This is a genomic window from Aeromonas cavernicola, from assembly GCF_002795305.1.
In the GTDB taxonomy this organism is placed as follows: domain Bacteria; phylum Pseudomonadota; class Gammaproteobacteria; order Enterobacterales; family Aeromonadaceae; genus Aeromonas; species Aeromonas cavernicola.
The window spans coordinates 13825-30615 of record NZ_PGGC01000067.1; the positions used below are offsets into that span (position 1 = coordinate 13825).

At 53.0% G+C, this 16791-nt stretch carries 15 protein-coding genes; 2 read left to right on the plus strand and 13 right to left on the minus strand.

What is annotated here, in order from left to right:
- Nucleotides 1–61: 61 nt before the first annotated feature.
- The 12 genes from CUC53_RS07440 to murJ form a co-directional block, all read right to left on the minus strand.
- Complete coding sequence (locus tag CUC53_RS07440; RefSeq protein WP_100293570.1) at nucleotides 62–343, minus strand: TapY2 family type IVa secretion system protein; 282 nt, start codon at nucleotides 341–343, stop codon at nucleotides 62–64.
- A complete protein-coding gene (locus tag CUC53_RS07445) occupies nucleotides 340–4005 on the minus strand; it encodes a pilus assembly protein (RefSeq protein ID WP_100293571.1) in 3666 nt (1221 codons plus the stop codon). The genes CUC53_RS07440 and CUC53_RS07445 overlap by 4 nt, the downstream gene beginning before the upstream one ends.
- Before the next feature lie 10 nt (nucleotides 4006–4015).
- Nucleotides 4016–4453, minus strand: a complete 438-nt coding sequence (tppD, locus tag CUC53_RS07450; RefSeq protein WP_100293572.1) for a type IVa pilus pseudopilin TppD — start codon at nucleotides 4451–4453, stop codon at nucleotides 4016–4018.
- The gene (locus CUC53_RS07455; protein ID WP_100293573.1) at nucleotides 4450–5445 is read right to left on the minus strand and encodes a PilW family protein; all 996 of its coding nucleotides are present in this window, start codon (nucleotides 5443–5445) and stop codon (nucleotides 4450–4452) included. Before CUC53_RS07455 ends, tppD begins: the two co-directional genes overlap by 4 nt.
- Nucleotides 5442–5999: a type IV pilus modification protein PilV gene (gene pilV, locus CUC53_RS07460; protein ID WP_100293574.1), complete on the minus strand. Its 558-nt coding sequence runs from the start codon at nucleotides 5997–5999 to the stop codon at nucleotides 5442–5444. The genes CUC53_RS07455 and pilV overlap by 4 nt, the downstream gene beginning before the upstream one ends.
- 2 nt (nucleotides 6000–6001) lie before the next feature.
- Nucleotides 6002–6400: a type IV pilin protein gene (locus CUC53_RS07465; protein WP_100293575.1), complete on the minus strand. Its 399-nt coding sequence runs from the start codon at nucleotides 6398–6400 to the stop codon at nucleotides 6002–6004.
- 111 nt (nucleotides 6401–6511) lie between these two features.
- Nucleotides 6512–7447, minus strand: coding sequence for a 4-hydroxy-3-methylbut-2-enyl diphosphate reductase (gene ispH / locus CUC53_RS07470; protein ID WP_100293576.1), 936 nt, complete (start codon nucleotides 7445–7447; stop codon nucleotides 6512–6514).
- On the minus strand, nucleotides 7447–7899 hold the full coding sequence (gene fkpB, locus CUC53_RS07475) for an FKBP-type peptidyl-prolyl cis-trans isomerase (RefSeq protein ID WP_100293577.1): 453 nt from the start codon (nucleotides 7897–7899) through the stop codon (nucleotides 7447–7449). The genes ispH and fkpB overlap by 1 nt, the downstream gene beginning before the upstream one ends.
- A complete protein-coding gene (gene lspA, locus CUC53_RS07480) occupies nucleotides 7896–8393 on the minus strand; it encodes a signal peptidase II (RefSeq protein ID WP_100293578.1) in 498 nt (165 codons plus the stop codon). Before lspA ends, fkpB begins: the two co-directional genes overlap by 4 nt.
- Nucleotides 8393–11254, minus strand: a complete 2862-nt coding sequence (gene ileS, locus CUC53_RS07485; protein WP_100293579.1) for an isoleucine--tRNA ligase — start codon at nucleotides 11252–11254, stop codon at nucleotides 8393–8395. Before ileS ends, lspA begins: the two co-directional genes overlap by 1 nt.
- On the minus strand, nucleotides 11251–12228 hold the full coding sequence (ribF, locus tag CUC53_RS07490; protein ID WP_100293580.1) for a bifunctional riboflavin kinase/FAD synthetase: 978 nt from the start codon (nucleotides 12226–12228) through the stop codon (nucleotides 11251–11253). Before ribF ends, ileS begins: the two co-directional genes overlap by 4 nt.
- 129 nt (nucleotides 12229–12357) lie before the next feature.
- Nucleotides 12358–13917 carry a murein biosynthesis integral membrane protein MurJ gene (murJ, locus tag CUC53_RS07495; protein WP_100293581.1) on the minus strand — a complete coding sequence of 520 codons (1560 nt, stop codon included), beginning with the start codon at nucleotides 13915–13917 and terminating at the stop codon, nucleotides 12358–12360.
- A gap of 204 nt (nucleotides 13918–14121) precedes the next feature.
- Between murJ and rpsT the strand changes: the two genes are divergently transcribed.
- Together rpsT and CUC53_RS07505 are read left to right on the plus strand one after the other, a co-directional pair.
- Complete coding sequence (gene rpsT / locus CUC53_RS07500; RefSeq protein ID WP_100293582.1) at nucleotides 14122–14385, plus strand: 30S ribosomal protein S20; 264 nt, start codon at nucleotides 14122–14124, stop codon at nucleotides 14383–14385.
- Nucleotides 14386–15009: 624 nt separating this feature from the next.
- Complete coding sequence (locus CUC53_RS07505) at nucleotides 15010–16206, plus strand: amino acid aminotransferase (RefSeq protein ID WP_100293583.1); 1197 nt, start codon at nucleotides 15010–15012, stop codon at nucleotides 16204–16206.
- 216 nt (nucleotides 16207–16422) lie between these two features.
- Here the strand turns inward: CUC53_RS07505 and CUC53_RS07510 are convergent.
- Nucleotides 16423–16791, minus strand: a 369-nt coding sequence (locus tag CUC53_RS07510) for an aldehyde dehydrogenase family protein (protein ID WP_157798220.1), incomplete at its 5' end; no start/stop codon positions are given.

Here is a 16791-nt window from a genome sequence, read left to right on the forward strand (position 1 = left end):
GTATGTTGAATGAATACAATAAGCACTATTTTTAGATATAGCTATTAGCGTGATAAATATTTCATCTTGGCTGTATCGCGTCTTGCTGCTGAGCAGCAGTAGATGAAAATTGTGCAGCGAGAGACGTACATTCAAGCACCTCAGTAACATGTCTAATAATACCGTCTATTTCATATCCCTTGGTTTTAAAAGTACGATCTATATTTTTTTTGCTTACATCAGAAAGTGGATGTTGCAACACTACATAGTATCCACCCTCAAGTGCTACATAGCATTTAATATCTTCAACCTCAGCTTGTCCTAATAAAGGAAACAGAAGTAATAACAATAATACCAGTCTCATTTTTGCTCTCCTTCATAGAGATAGATTTTCTTAGGGGACATATCCATATTGGTTTCTTCTGTGCCTTGTGAGCATTCATCCTCCTCTGTACAACGTTGAGTACTGGTATCCCCTTTGAGAATCACTGTACTGCCGGGGGCACCGCCAATAATTCTAATTCCGCTATCATCGCCACCATGGATGACTAAATCATCAGCAACTTTATTATTTACTTCGACATAACGTTGTGGCACTTGTTGGCCACTACTATCAAGCTCATATTTAAAGGATGTCCCATAATGCATATCAATCATATATTGACGCATCGCACCAATAGATTGAATGGTACATTGCTGAAAGTCCTGAACTTGGGGTAAGAAAGAAGTGAAATAAAGTTTTCCTTGTAATACTAAACCAGAGCCCATTGATTTTTCGCCGGTCTCATTTAACCAAAATTTCCATCCTTGCTGGCTAGTCAGTAATTTAGTCGTGCTTACAATCTGATCATCATTTTTGCCGATGAAGGGATCTATGGTGACATCATAAAGATCGTCAATAGTTATTGCTGCTGGAATAGATGTATTAGGTTCAACACCAAATAGCGTCGGCTTGATATTATAATCACGTAACATTACATAGGCATTTTTGGTTGTGATCTCAGAAGATGGGCGGTTACGATCACCACTACCAATCAGGACTGCATCAAAAGGACGTTCACTATATATATATTGAGTGTCTTTGTACTGCCAACCCTTATTAATGGTTCTAACCAATACAGGCTGAGTAAAGAAACGGCGATCATCCTCAATTTTTTTAGCTATTCCGGTCAAGTGACTATTTCCTAAACTGGCAAATTTAAATACGCTCCATTTTGATTTGTCGCTACCTTTCATATCTACTCGCCAGATATTACCACCTGTATCACCTGCATATATTCGATCTGTTATACCATCGCCATCGCCATCCAGTACTGAGACAGAACCTGGCATACTAAACGTCATAGTGGAAACTTTTTTATTAGTACTACTATCATCGTCAGGTGTGAAGCTAAATACTAATGAGCCTGTTTCAGCGTCAACTATATAAATGCCTAAGCCGGTGCTATCGTCAGTTCCTTGTCCTAATGCACTTTTAGCTTGATCATATCCACCAGAAAAAATTAAGACAGGTTTATAAATTTGCTTGCCGTTAATCAAATTAGAGTAACCAGGGATAAATGCTACCTCAGGAATAGACCATGTTTCACCTAATCGGCCAAAACCTGGACTGCTATTATCCAATCGCCACATGAGTGAAGGTTGACTTGGTTCTGATATATTGAGTGCATAATAAGAGCGGCCACCTCCTCTTAACCCTGAGAATAACCATACTTTATCACCTTGGGATGACTTTATATCACCATCACGGATCGCTTCATTGACTAATACGATAGGGGAGGAGTCCATACCATAAATATGAGAGGATGATTCCAGATTTTCCCGCAGTGCTTTTTGATGTGCAATAAATGGGTAAGGTATGATTGCCCAGCTTTCATCTACGGTGTTGCCATTGTCTTGGAACATATGTAAGAAGCCAGCATTAGTACCCATTACAATCCGCAGGTCAGGGGTACAAGATGTTTGGCCTGTGGTTATAGTACAGCCATAATTTATCACTAATGGGCGAGAATGAAGAGGATCGCCTAATATATTGTCACGAATAGTGGTAGTCGGATCGTTGTCCTCATCAAAAGCATCAACACCTTTTGCCCAATCAATAATTTTTTCCGCACTGTCACCATCATCTAATGTCATATGAGTGCGTAGATTCGCTGCACTACCTGCAATTATCTCTAGTTTATCTTTAGTAAATGGCAGCAAGTTATTACCCGATGGTGGGATAACATAAATATTGCGATTACTATTAATGGCTAGCATTTCTTGAACACCGCCATCGGCGACTCTATTACCATCGTTACTAGTCGACCAGTAGGTTCTTGCCAAGTCGAGGATTGTCCCATCACTTGCTATTGCAGGTAATCCAGATTGGTCAACGATATAACCCTTTTCTGGAGAGAGAACTAATTTTTTGAGATTGCCTTTCCATCGTGGTCCAGCGCTAGGCTCAAACATTGCGTAGTAAATATTATTGAGACTACGAGTCCGATCAAAATTATTAGTTGCAATTGCTGGGGATACGAGAGAGGTATTCATCTTCAAAATAGCTAAGAGTGATGATTTTAACGCCTCATTGAGTTGTGTTGCATTGCTTGCTGGATAGTATTTTCCTCCACCTCGCCGGGCGGTTTCCGCTAGCAAATCACCAGCGCCTTTAATGGCGTCATCACCAAATCCTACGGTAAATGTAGTCACCGTTTGTTTGCCTGCTGCGGATGTATTTATATCATTATTTTTCATATAACCAGCTAATGCAGCAAGATAACTTTTCGCACCAGATGAGCCGTAACCAACGGTTGTTCCATAAGTGATTTTATCTGCAGCTGATAGCGTATTTATTAAGGCAGTGATCATACTATCTGCGGCTTTATCATTGGTAGGGGCGCCATCAGTCATATAAATGATGTAGCCATTATTCGAACATTTATCGTAAGGTGACTTATATTTTCCTAATGGGGATTCGGCAGCAGAATCTCGTAAAGGAGTGCGCGCTGGATCATCATCCCCGAAATACACATCTAGCCCACCAAAATAGCGATAGGCTTCATACATCGTTTCACACAATGGGGTCCATGTTTCGGCGCTAAGGCTATTTGCTTGGTCAATGATATCCTGTGATGCTGTTTTTCCAGAACTGAGAATAGTATCACCGCCGATGATTTGGCGAATGACACGACCACCATTCTTATTGTTAGTGGCATCGCCATCATTATGATTGAATACGGCTAAACCAAAGTCTACTGCAGGTGTTGTGCGGACAAGTTCTTGTAACGCTTGCTTGGCCACAGTGAGTCTTGATGCTGAAAATTGGGCTGGGGCATGGTACCAACGAAGATAATTAGCGGAATATAAGGTGAGGTTATCAGTACCTCCTGTCACGGGGGAAGTCGGATTACTAGTATCTAGCCACGGCTTATTTAAATTAGTGCTATTGGTATTGACGGGATATCCTTTGGTCGTTCCTGATACTGACTGATAAGAGCCAGTGAAACCAGAGTTATCATTATTTAAGCTAAGAATATCTTGTTGGCAGTCAATAATATTAATGTTGTTGTTTGTAAAATTTTTTAATGGTTTCCACTCACCCTTTTGTTTATTTTTATTACCCGTAACATCATAATTCCAATAAATAGAAGTGAGCAAACCATTTGTTGCAAGACTATTTATTGCAGTAGCACATGCGTTCTTATTGGCGCTTAGACGATTAGGATTATCCGCATTAAGCGTACTTGGTGGAGTGCCATTTATTGCGTAATAGATGTAATCATTACGTCCATCATCTGATGTAAGTTTGGGATATGGAAAGGTCGGATCATACGCCTCTTTCGCCAGTAAAGTCGTTTCCCCCATACTTCCTGAGTTATCAAATATAAAAAGTACTTTAGGACGGAAATCTCCTGCTTTGGCAAAGTCATAGACAAATAACTCGGTATCATCCGAATAGCTAGTACCTGCGGCTATAGTCGGGCCTGAGCTCATATTTAGCGAGAACAATAGACTAACCAGTAAGTAATGGCGGAATATCATGGCTCACTCCCTAATCAGACTTCAGTAGGGGTTGCTCTACCCCAGCCGTAAACGAAATGCTGCTGTTGATCTTGCCGTAATTAATATTGGTAGTGACATCTGCATATCGGCATGCAGGGGTAACGTTTTGGCTACTAGCTTCAAATTTGCGCTTGCATACACTTTCAGTATTGACGGTCAGGGTGGTGATAAGCGGTGTTGTGTCGATTGCTGATGCCGCCCCAATCGTCTGTGTTGCAATGCGTGTAGCAAGAGAGGCATCTCCCAGTACAGCTTCCAATGCGCCTTCCACTTGATGCTCTGCACGTTGCAAACTGGCACCAGAACCGGCCATTTTCAGGCTCATGCCACTGGACTGCATCACTACTACAGCAATCAGAGTCAAAGGCACGAGAATGACCAGCGCAACGATCAACGCCACGCCTCGCTGTTGTCGATGTACTCTCATGTTCCACTCCGGGTCACTATTTGCTGGTTGCGCAGCGCAATGCTGCTCTCTAACAGCAGCCGACGGTAGCCATCGCCCCCCCCATTGACCGTCATGTTACCTAGTTGGTAGCGATTGTTATTCTGGTAGTTACTGGATGCGTCGGCAGCCCTGATCAATAGAAAAAGTCTGACCCCCACAATCCGCCCTTCATTCCAACCTTGAGCCGTTATTTGGTCTGTTGCGAGATATCTATCAATGCGGCCATCAGGGATCACCGAATCATCCACGCCGAACATCAACACCATATGTTCCACCCCTTCAGCCATCGCTCCGCCAATCAGGGAAGAACCACCGTTAACAGTGAGATAGCGCTTGCGTAAAACCGGCATCCCGCTCTCTTGTGAGAGGTAATAGATGTAGTGTTGGTATTCCCAGATCTGGCTTTCATTGTTGGCACCAAAGAGAGGTCGAGTTTCATTCCCTTTAATGATCCTTGCCTCCTGACTGTTGGCTGCCATGTAAAAGCGGTTGGCATTCAATCCCTCTGTAGCGGGAACTGGGCGACCAATCAGCCTTTTAATGCTGATCACATCACTATTTGCCACGCGATCAGCAGCAGGAATACATGCAAGGCCAGCCAATATTTTGGAGGTTGGCACTCGGCTTACCCATAGCCCTCTGGCAGGGCCTGTCGTTGATGGCAAACTGCCGACGGAACGCTCATCAAGGCAGTCACTGTTTGCTAAAATCGTGCTGCCATTACTGAGCGAAAGGGAGGGGCCGACTTGGGTTGATTGGCCGGTATAGGCACCAAAAAAACCAGCCCATTTGATATCTTGGCTAATTAACCGAATGGCTAGTCGACCATTTTCCTGTAATTCGCTCTGATCAAACGTATCTTCGGAACTCGAACGCGACATCACAAAGAGGGTAAATACGCCAGCTAATAGGAATAGGCCTATCAGCATAGCGATCAGCCATTCAACCAAGGTAAAACCGCGGGAGTTCATAACGTGGTCGCCAGAATAAACTGACGTCTCGTAAGGTTGTTGGTTGTCGATAATTGACATTCGTTTATCAAGGTCGCTGCACTACTTGCGCCACCACCATCCGATATATTTTGTCTGCCTGCCCAGAATATCCCGACCATTAACGCGTTATTTGCCTGCCGCACCACGCACCCTATTGGTGAGGTTAACGAAGAAGCCGCCCCCGAAACACTGGCTCCGAGCAGAGCCTGCTGCCAATAATGTAGGTCGGCATTCCGTAGCTCTGCCGCAGAACAAGCACTCATGGTGCCATCTACTGCTGCGCATGTAGGTCTTGGTAAGTTAGCGGCAAGGTTTACGGTCACCGTACCGACCGCACTCCAACTGTCACGGTTGATCCGCACCCGCTCGACCATGTCATTAGCAAGCCAGCTGGCAATGGTGCGTTGCCGTGCTTCATAGCTGGCAAATTTAGCTTGTGTCTGTAGTGCCACGAGGCCAAGCAGACCTAGTGAGAGCACCACAGATGCAATCATCACCTCTAGTAAACTAAATCCCCTGCGAAGTGTTTTCATCTTCAGTCCCAGCAACGGCTGCTGGCTGCGCCGGAGGCACTTTTAACGCCAGTTTCATTGATCGATAACCGTGTACAGTCGAGATCACTCGCTTGATTGCCGACCGCTGTTGCTGACAGAGTGAAGGTGTTGCCCGCCGCTGAAACACTCAATTGATAAAAACCGGACTCGGATAGCGCATTGACACTGAGCGCCGTTGCAGAGGAGGCATATTGGCTGAAATCCATAAAATAGGATTCCTGCCGATTAGCAACATCCAATAACATTTTCTTGGCTTCGACGCGGTGAGTGGTGAGCAGATATTGCTGATAAGAGGGGTAAGCGATGAGGCTCAGGATCGCCACAATCGTGATGACGATCATCAGTTCAACAAGAGAAAAGCCTCGATAGAAACTAATCATACCCCATCCTTGGTGACTGACTGTTCTATCAAGTTTAACGCCGAGTTTGCTACTAGAACAAACTCGGCGCCATCATCATTGCATTTTATTTTAAAGGCCGCAGGAGAGGGCTCAAATTATCCTAAGTTCAGGCGGAACCTCGAACACGATGTTCTCTTCGCGGCCAGGATGCTCAGCCACCACCTTGCCACCCAGCTCACGCAGACGGGTAATCACATTCTGCACCAGCACCTCGGGGGCTGACGCACCCGCCGTCACGCCAATCACCTTTACGCCCGCCAGCCAGTCAGCTTCGATCATGGAGGCATCGTCGATAAGGTAAGCCCTCGCCCCCACTTTCTCGGCTAGCTCCCGCAGCCGATTGGAGTTGGAAGAGTTGCGCGACCCCACCACCAGCATGGCCTCCACCTGCTCTGCCATCTCCCGCACCGCATCCTGACGGTTCTGGGTGGCATAACAAATATCATCCTTGCGCGGCCCCTGAATGTTAGGGAAGTGCTTGCGCAACGCATCGATCACCTCGGCGGTCTCATCCATGCTGAGCGTGGTCTGGGTGACGAAGCAGAGATCATCCGGATTCTTCACCTTGAGCTTGGCCACATCTTCCGGTGTTTCCACCAGATACATGCCGCCTTCGCGATTCTCGTACTGCCCCATGGTGCCGATCACCTCGGGATGACCGGCGTGCCCGATAAGCACAGCCTCGGCGCCCTTGCGACTGGCGCGATGGACTTCCATGTGTACCTTGGTCACCAGCGGGCAGGTGGCATCGAACACCTTCAGAGCACGGGACTTGGCCATCTCGCGCACTGCTTTGGAGACGCCGTGGGCGGAGAAGATGACGATGCTGTCATCGGGCACCTCATCCAGCTCTTCGACGAAGACGGCGCCCGCCTCCTTGAGCTTGTTCACCACGTAGCGGTTGTGCACCACCTCGTGACGGACATAGATGGGGGCGCCAAACTTCTCCAGCGCACTCTCAACGATGCTGATGGCGCGATCGACGCCAGCGCAAAAACCACGGGGGTTAGCGAGCAAAATATCCATTAGTGGCTTACCTCCTCATCATCAACCGCCAAAATCTCTACCTCGAAGGTGACGGTATGACCCGCTAGGGGGTGGTTGAAATCGACCGTGACCGACATCCCTGCCACTGCTCGGATGATGCCCGGCAGTTCACTACCGTTGGGCTGATCGAACAGGATGATGGTGCCGACCTTGGGCTCCACATCGGCGCCAAATTTGGCGCGGTCGAGATGGTAGATGTTGTCGGGATTAGCCAGGCCAAACGCCTGCTCCGGCGCCAGCGTGAAACTCTTGCTATCTCCTTCGCACAGGCCCAACAGGCACTGCTCGAAGGTAGAGGTTAAGCTGCCATCGCCCATCCGCAGGCGGGCTGGCTTGCCGTGCAGCGCCGTGCTGTCGGCGACCGATCCATCTTCCAACTTGATGGAGAAGTGAAATAGCACGCTGCTGTTAGCGGTGATTTGCGGGCTCATGCCTGCTCCTTTTTCTCACCACGGAATCCTTCCAACACAATCATGGCGGCCCCGATAAAGATAAAGCTGTCGGCCAGGTTGAACGCAGGCCAGTGGGCAGTTCTCCAGTAGAAATCGAGGAAATCGACCACATGGCCCAGCACCAGCCGATCAAACACGTTGCCCAATGCCCCGCCGATGATGAAGGAGTAAGCAATACCGCTCCAGCGCTGGGTTACCGACTGCTTACGCAGCCAGTGGATCAGCAGACCACAGATGGCAAATGCCAGCACCGCGAAGAACCAGCGCTGCCAGCCTCCTTGATCGGCGAGGAAGCTAAATGCCGCCCCCTTGTTGTAGACATGGACCAGATTAAAGAAGGGGGTGATCTCCACCCCCGGGTAGCCAAAGGGCAGCAACTGGACTACCGCGAGTTTGCTCCCTTGATCCAAGACAAACGCCAGCACCGCCAGCCACAGCCACCGCAGGCCACTTTTATGGTGAGTCATATTCATCAGGCAAATTGACGAGCTTCGCCGTCACCCTCAACGTTGCTGACACAGCGGCCACAGATCTCTTCATGACCGTTGATCGTGCCCACGTCTTCCACATGGTGCCAGCAGCGGTCGCACTTGGCAGCAGCAGACTGGGCGACGCAGAGCCACAGGTCGTCGCGCTCGGTCGCCACGGCGTCGGCCGGGGCAGCATCGACACTGACGACCTTGGCTTTGGAGGTGAGCAACACGAAGCGCAGCTCATCGGCCAACGCGTTCAGACGCGAGGCCAACTGCGGCTTAGCGAACAGGGTCAGTTCGGCTTGTAGCGAACTCCCGATACGCTTCTCGCCACGGGCCACTTCCAACGCCTTATTCACTTCACCACGCACAGTGAGGATCTCAGCCCAGAACTCGTCGTTCAGCACTTCGCCCGCTTCCAGACCGAACAGGCCGTCGTACCACTCCTCGGTGAACACGAACTCACCGCGCTCACCCGGCAGCAGTGCCCAGATCTCGTCAGCGGTGAAGCTCATGATCGGCGCCATCCAGCGCACCATGGCCTCGGCGATATGATAGAGGGCGGTCTGGCAGGAGCGACGGGCCAGGCTGTCGCCCTTGGCGGTGTACTGCCGGTCCTTGATGACGTCCAGATAGAAGGAGCCCATCTCGATGGAGCAGAACTGCATCAGCTTCTGGGTCACGCCGTGGAAGTTGTATTCGTCGAACGCCGCCACGATCTCGGCCTGCACCGCCTTGGCACGACCGACAGCCCAGCGATCCACCACCACCATATCGGCCGGTGCTACCATATCGGTCGCCGGATTAAAGCCGTTCAGGTTGGCCAGCAGGAAGCGGGCGGTGTTACGAATCCGGCGATAGGCATCGGCGGAGCGCTTGAGGATCTCGTCGGAGACGGTCATCTCGCCGGTGTAGTCAGTGCTCGCAACCCACAAACGCAGGATGTCGGCACCCAGCTTGTTCATTACGTCCTGCGGGCTGACTACGTTGCCGATGGACTTGGACATCTTGCGACCCTGGCCATCCACGGTAAAACCGTGCGTCAGCACTTGGTTGTAGGGAGCCTTGTCTTTCATCGCCACGCCGATCATCAGCGAGGACATGAACCAACCGCGGTGCTGGTCAGAACCTTCCAGATACATGTCGGCTGGGTTGCCGTTGAACTCGGGACGGGCATCGACGACGGAGGAGTGGGTTGAACCGGAGTCGAACCAGACGTCGAGGGTGTCAGGCACCTTGTCGTACAGGTCGGCATCGCTGCCTAGCAGCTCGGCTTTGTCCAGATCCCACCACGCTTGAATACCCGACTGCTCCACCCGCTTGGCCACCTCTTCCATCAAGCGCACCGATTCTGGGTGCAGCTCCTGCGTCTCTTTGTGGACGAATAGGGAGATAGGCACGCCCCAAGTGCGCTGACGGGAGATACACCAGTCAGGACGGTTCTCGACCATCGCCTGAATCCGGTTTTTACCCCAGGCCGGTACCCAGCCGCTCTGGCCGTGCTGTTTGATCCCGTCTTGCTCGATGCGCTCGATCTCTGCCAGTGCGCGCTGCCGCAGCCCTTTCTGTTCCATGCTGATGAACCACTGTGGAGTAGCACGGAAGATGATCGGGGTCTTGTGACGCCAGCAGTGCGGGTAAGAGTGGTTAAACACCTTGTGATGCAGCAGGGCGCCACGCTCGGTCAGCACTTCGACCACGGAGGCGTTGGCCTTGAACACATGCTGGCCAGCAAACAGTTCGGTATCCGGCAGGTACACGCCGTTGCTGCCAACCGGGTTGGCCACTTCCAGACCGTACTTCTGACCGACCACGAAGTCTTCCTGACCGTGGCCAGGGGCGGTATGTACGGCGCCGGTACCGGCATCCAGGGTGACGTGGTCACCCAGTACGACCGGCACGTCGAAGCGGTAGAAGGGGTGGTTGAAGCGCAGCAGCTCAAGCGCGGCGCCCTTGGCATAACCCAGATTGTGGAACTTCTCGATACCGGCCCGGTCCATCACATCCTTGACCAGCTCGGCGGCCAGGATCAGGCGCTCGGGGTGCTCCCCTTCGACCTGCACCAGTGCGTAATCCAGATCGGCGTGCATGGCGATGGCGCGGTTGGCTGGCAGGGTCCACGGGGTAGTGGTCCAGATCACCGCAGAGATCGGGCCGCGGCCAAGGTGGCCTTCGGCGCAATCAAACTTGGCAGCAACAGTTGCCTCGTCAACGGCCTTAAAACGCACGTCGATGGAGGGGGAGTTCTTGTCGTAGTACTCCACTTCGGCTTCAGCCAGCGCGGAGCCACAGTCGGTACACCAGTGCACCGGCTTGGAACCTTTGTGCAGGTGGCCGTTTTCAACGATTTTGGCCATGGAGCGGATGATGTTGGCTTCGGTGCCAAAATCCATGGTCAGATAGGGGTGCTCCCAGTCGCCCAGCACACCCAGACGGATAAAATCGGTCTTCTGTGCTTCGATCTGGGTCTTGGCGTATTTGCGGCACTCAGCGCGAAATTCAGCAGCAGAGATCTTTTCGCCCGGCTTGCCGACCATGCCTTCCACCTTCAGCTCGATAGGCAGACCGTGGCAATCCCAACCCGGCACATAGGGGGAATCGAAGCCGGAGAGGCCCTTGGACTTGATGATGATGTCTTTGAGGATCTTGTTGACCGAGTGACCGATGTGAATGCTGCCATTCGCATAGGGGGGGCCATCGTGCAGGATGAAAGAGGGCTTGCCCGCTTTAGCGCGGCGAATGGCGCCGTAGAGATCCTGATCGTACCAACGCTTGAGCATGTTGGGTTCGCGCTTGGCCAGATCGCCGCGCATCGGAAACTCAGTTTCCGGCAGATTCAGGGTGTGTTTATAGTCGCTCATCGGTCCTGGGTTCCCTTCTTTTCTAACACTGTGCTGGGTAAATGACATTGCGGCAGCCCGAACCACGCTCGGGCCGCCAAGGCATCTCGTTCGATTTGCTCTTTCAAGGCAGAGAAAGAGGCAAACTTTTGCTCTTCGCGCAGCTTGTGGCGAAGCAGCACCTTGACCTGCTGACCATATAGATCACCAGAAAAATCAAATAGATGTACTTCCAATCTGGCTTGAGTGCCGCTCAAAGTCGGCCGCACCCCCACATTGGCAACAGCGGGGAAAGTCGTGCCGGAACATACCACTTCCACTGCGAACACGCCACCGACCGGAATAACCTGACGCTTGAGGGCCAGATTGGCGGTGGGAAAACCTATGGTGCGGCCTAGCTTGTCACCATGAGCCACTCGGCCACTGATAGCGTAAGGGCGGCCGAGCATCAGCTCGACCTCTGCCATCCGCCCCGCTTTGAGCGCTTCGCGCACCAAGGTGCTACTGACCCGTTGCTGTTCGAGTTGGAAACTTTGAGTACTGATCACCTCGAAACCGCAGCGGCGGCCGGCCTGCTCCAGCAGTTGGAAATCGCCTTCGCGCCCTTTGCCAAAGCGAAAATCGTCCCCCACCACCAGATAGCGCACGCCAAGCTGCTCGACCAGTAGTTGTTCGATAAAAGTCGAGGCGGCTTGTTCAGCAAACCGGTGGGTGAAGCGCACACAAAGTAGGCGATCGATGTGTAATGTTTGCAGCGCTTCACACTTTTCTCGCAATCGACTCAGCCGAGCGGGTGCCTCACTCCCAGCAAACAGCTCCAGCGGCTGTGGCTCAAACAGCATGACGCAGGCAGGCAACCCCAGTTCGGCTGCTTTCTCTTTCAGGCGTGCTAATACCGCATGGTGCCCCTGATGAACGCCATCAAAGTTGCCTATGGTCAAGACACAGCCCCGGTGACGGGGCTTGAGATTGTGAATACCGCGAATGAGCTCCATCGATGCCTTGTGGGTTGCTGCTCTGGAAATCGGCGGATTATATATCAGCCCGCCAGCAGGGTCAGCCCTGTTGCAGACCCGATTTCAGCTTGGCTGCTCAAATCCACCATCCGTTCGCGGGCGGACAGCTCACTGGCCGACCCTGAGATCGCGGGGGCGAACCCCTAGCACCAGCAGCGCCACGGCATAGATGGTGGCCCCCAGCGCCAGCAGCATGGTCAGCTGCAAACTGGCCTTGCCCATACTCCATGCCCCCCATTGGGCTAGATCCGGCGACAGATAGGCCAGCACGCTTCCCATCAGCATACTGGCGACCAGCAGCTTAGCGCTGAACACGCCGGTGTGGCGCGAAGGTCGGTACACGCTCTGTTGATACAGGCCCTTGAACAACAGGGCGGCATTGAGCGTACCCGAGCAGGCTGTGGCCAGCGCTAACCCGACATAGCCAAGCGGGTAGATAAAAACGATGTTGCAGGCCATGTTGGCGATCATCGACATCACCCCGATGCGCACCGGGGTTTTGGTGTCCTGACGGGCGTAGTAGCCCGGCGCCAGCACCTTGATCAGCATCAGCGACAGCAGCCCCGTGGTAGAGGCCAGCAGGCTGGCGCTCGACATGCTCACTTCATGCAGCCCAAACTCGCCACGCATAAATAGCACCCGCAGGATGGGCTCGCGCAAGACCGCGATGCCAATCATGGCTGGCAGGCCAAGCAGTATCACCATGCGCACCCCCCAATCCATGGTGCGAGAAAAGTCGGTGGGGTCGGCATCGACGTGCTTCTTGGCCAGTGCAGGCAGGATCACGGTACTGATGGCCACCGCAAACAGGCCAAGGGGAAACTCCAGTAAACGGTCGGAGTAATAGAGATAACTGATGGCACCCGTTGCGAGAAAAGAGGCGAGCATGGTGTTAATCAGCAAATTGATCTGGCTCACCGAGACACCAAACAGGGCAGGGATCATCAGGGTGCGGATCTTCACCACTCCCGGATGATGCCAGCCCCACTTAGGCCAAACCAGCATGTTGATTTGGCGTAAAAAGGGGAACTGGAACAGAAACTGCACCAGCCCTCCCAAAAAGACCCCGATTGCCAGCGAGATCTCTGGTTTATCCATCAGCGGCGCAATCCACCAGGCCGCCGCAATCATGGTGATGTTGAGAAACACCGGCGTAAACGACGAGACCGCAAAACGGCCGAAGGTATTAAGGATAGCCCCCGCCATGGCGGTAAAGGTGATAAACCAGAGATAGGGGAAGGTGATCTTGAGCATCAGACTGGCAAGGTCAAACTTTTCGGCAGCCGGCCCGCCATGGAGCCAATCCCAAAACCAGCCCCAGCCAAATAGGGCGGTGAGCACCCCCGACCCGAGCACCCCCAGCAGAGTGACTACAGTGACGATCCCCCCCAAGGTGCCCGCTACGGCCGCCAGCAACTCGCGCACAGCCTGCTCATCCCCATTTTTTTTGTATTCGGTCATCACAGGGACAAAGGCTTGGTTGAAGGCGCCTTCGGCAAACAGACGACGCAGAAAATTGGGGATGCGATTGGCAAAGAAGAAGACGTCAGCGGCCACCCCAGCACCAAGCAAATTGGCGATGACCACATCGCGTATTAACCCCATCACACGGGATACCAAGGTCATTGCGGACACTATCATGCCGGATTTGATCAATTTCTTACTCAAGACAAGGCCTCTGGAACTGTCAGAATGAAAAGAATGCTGTTAGAATCGGCCGACAGTTTAACCGCCCCCCAACTGACACACCATACTGGAACAACGTTGTGGGGCGGTGTTTATTTGCACAAATCATTTGACAATATGTGGTTGTGAAGGCATATTTCTGGGCCTTTTCAATACACTCGCTAAGACAGTTTTAGGAGTTTTACCTTGGCTAATATCAAATCTGCTAAGAAGCGCGCGATTCAGTCAGAGAAACGTCGTCAACACAACGCCAGCCGTCGTTCTATGACCCGTACTTACCTGAAGAAAGTTATTGCTGCCATCGCTTCTGGCGACAAAGCCGCTGCCGTTGCTGCTTTTGCTACCGCTCAGCCGATCATGGATCGTATGGCTACTAAAGGCCTGATCCACAAGAACAAAGCTGCTCGTCACAAGAGCCGCTTGACTGCTCAGATCAAAGCAATGGCTTAATAGCCAGCCGATCGACGCTAAAAAACCGGCCATTCGGCCGGTTTTTATTTTTCCGCACAGCCAGCATATCCCGAGATGATGTATTCAATATATCGGGTGATGTTGAGTGCCCCAGCCTCTTACGATTAAGGCACCTCCGTCGGTTGCCCAACATCAGATTCTCACCTCCAATACACGCTATATGCGACTTGCCAACGATCTACTGAGCTGTCGGCTGCTCGGTGTTATAAAACCCGCTACCCCCTATACATGAAATCCAGAAGGCAGTTGCAACAACTGACAGAAGCTTCTTGTTAGTTCATAAAGCGAACAAATGGTCGACACAATCCCCTGCCGCCATCGTTCTCACAGTCAGTGCTGATGCCCCCTTCCTTGCCACCACTATATTTCTTGGCAGAACCCTCCGGCGCACAAAGCTGGAATGTTATGTCAACAGTGACCATCTCGTCCCAGTATCGAAACGAGTATTCTACACCGCAGGTGTTGAAGGGTTGCCTCCGTCATTCGCGCCCCCCTACTCGCTGGCACCGGTGGGTTCAAGCTTGAGCCATTTCCCGCTTTGCGCCATGATGGCCGCGGCTTCTATCGCTCCGTTATCGGGATTTTATTGCACAAGGACCCCCCATGTTTGAACACGTTGATGCCTATGCTGGCGACCCCATCCTAACCTTGGTTGAGACCTTTCATCACGACACCCGCGCGCAGAAGGTGAACTTAGGGATTGGCCTCTATTACGACGAGCAGGGCCGTATTCCACTGCTGCCATCGGTGCAGCAGGCCGAAGCCCAGCGCGCAGCCGCCCCGGCCCCACGCCCCTACCAGCCGATGGAAGGCGCCGCCAACTACCGCACCGCAGTGCAACACCTGCTGTTTGGTGCCGACCATGAAGCGGTCAAGGCGGGACGTATCGCCACCATCCAGACCATCGGCGGCTCCGGTGCCCTGAAGATCGGGGCCGATCTGCTCAAGCGCTACTTCCCGACCTCCGAGGTGTGGGTCAGCAATCCGACCTGGGATAACCACAAGGCGATGTTCGAGGGGGCAGGCATCAAGGTGCACGACTACCCCTACTACGATGCAGCTACCGGCGGCGTGCAGTTCGAGGCGATGATCAGCTGCCTTGGCGCCCTGCCAGCAAAAAGCATCGTGCTGCTGCACCCCTGCTGCCACAACCCGACCGGGGTCGATCTCTCCCGCGCCCAGTGGGATCGGGTGATTGCGCTGGTGGTTGAGAAGAACCTGATCCCCTTTATGGACATCGCCTATCAGGGCTTCGGTGATGGGCTAGAAGAGGATGCCTACGCCATTCGTGCCATGGTGGCCGCTGGCGTCAGCTTCTTCGTCAGCAACTCGTTTTCCAAGAATCTCTCCTTCTACGGCGAGCGCTGCGGCGGCCTGTCGGTGATCTGCCAAGATGCCGAAGAAGCCAGCCGGGTACTGGGCCAGATGAAGGCCACGGTGCGTCGCAACTACTCCAGCCCCCCCACCCACGGTGGCCAGATCACCGCGGCTGTGATGAGCCAGCCCGAGCTGCACGCCCTGTGGGTCGATGAAGTGAGTGAGATGCGCATCCGTATCAAGGCGATGCGTCAGAAGCTGTTCGAGGTGCTGAGCGCTAAGGTGCCGGGCCGTGATTTCAGCTACTTCATCAACCAGCGCGGCATGTTCAGTTACACCGGCTTCACCCCGGAGCAGGTAGATCGTCTGCGCGAGGAGTTCGCAGTCTATCTGGTGCGCTCCGGCCGCATGTGTGTGGCGGGCCTCAACAGTCGCAACGTCGACTACGTGGCCGATGCCATGGCCGCGGTGCTCAAGGGCTAACCGCTCACGTCGTCGCCATCGTTCTCGGCATCGCCTCGGCGAGCGCCGAGCATGGCGGCGCTTAAGCTGACGGGGCCGAGTAGACGGGGCCAGAGACCCTCGCCCTCCTTCTGCCAAGCTCACTAATAACAATGCCAGTCAGGGTTCACTGACTGGCATTGTTATTATTAAACCGAGTGCGGATTCAGTAGCGCTGACAGCGCCATCCTTAGCCTATCAGGCATCCCCCATCGCCAGCAGGGAGGCATTGCCACCCACCGCAGTGGTGTTGATGGTGCGGGTCTTCTCGGTGACAAAACGGCTTAAGTAGTGAGGGCCGCCAGCCTTAGGGCCGGTGCCGGAGAGCCCCTGGCCACCGAATGGCTGCACCCCAACCATGGCGCCAATCTGGTTGCGGTTGATGTAGACGTTGCCGACATTGATCCGGCTCGCCAGCTCCTCGGCATGGGATTCGTTGCGGCTGTGAATGCCCAGCGTCAGGCCGTAGCCGGTGCCGTTGATGTCGCTGATCACCTGGTCCAGATCCCGAGTGGCGTAGCGCACCACATGGAGGATCGGGCCAAACTGCTCGCGGCTTAGCTCCGT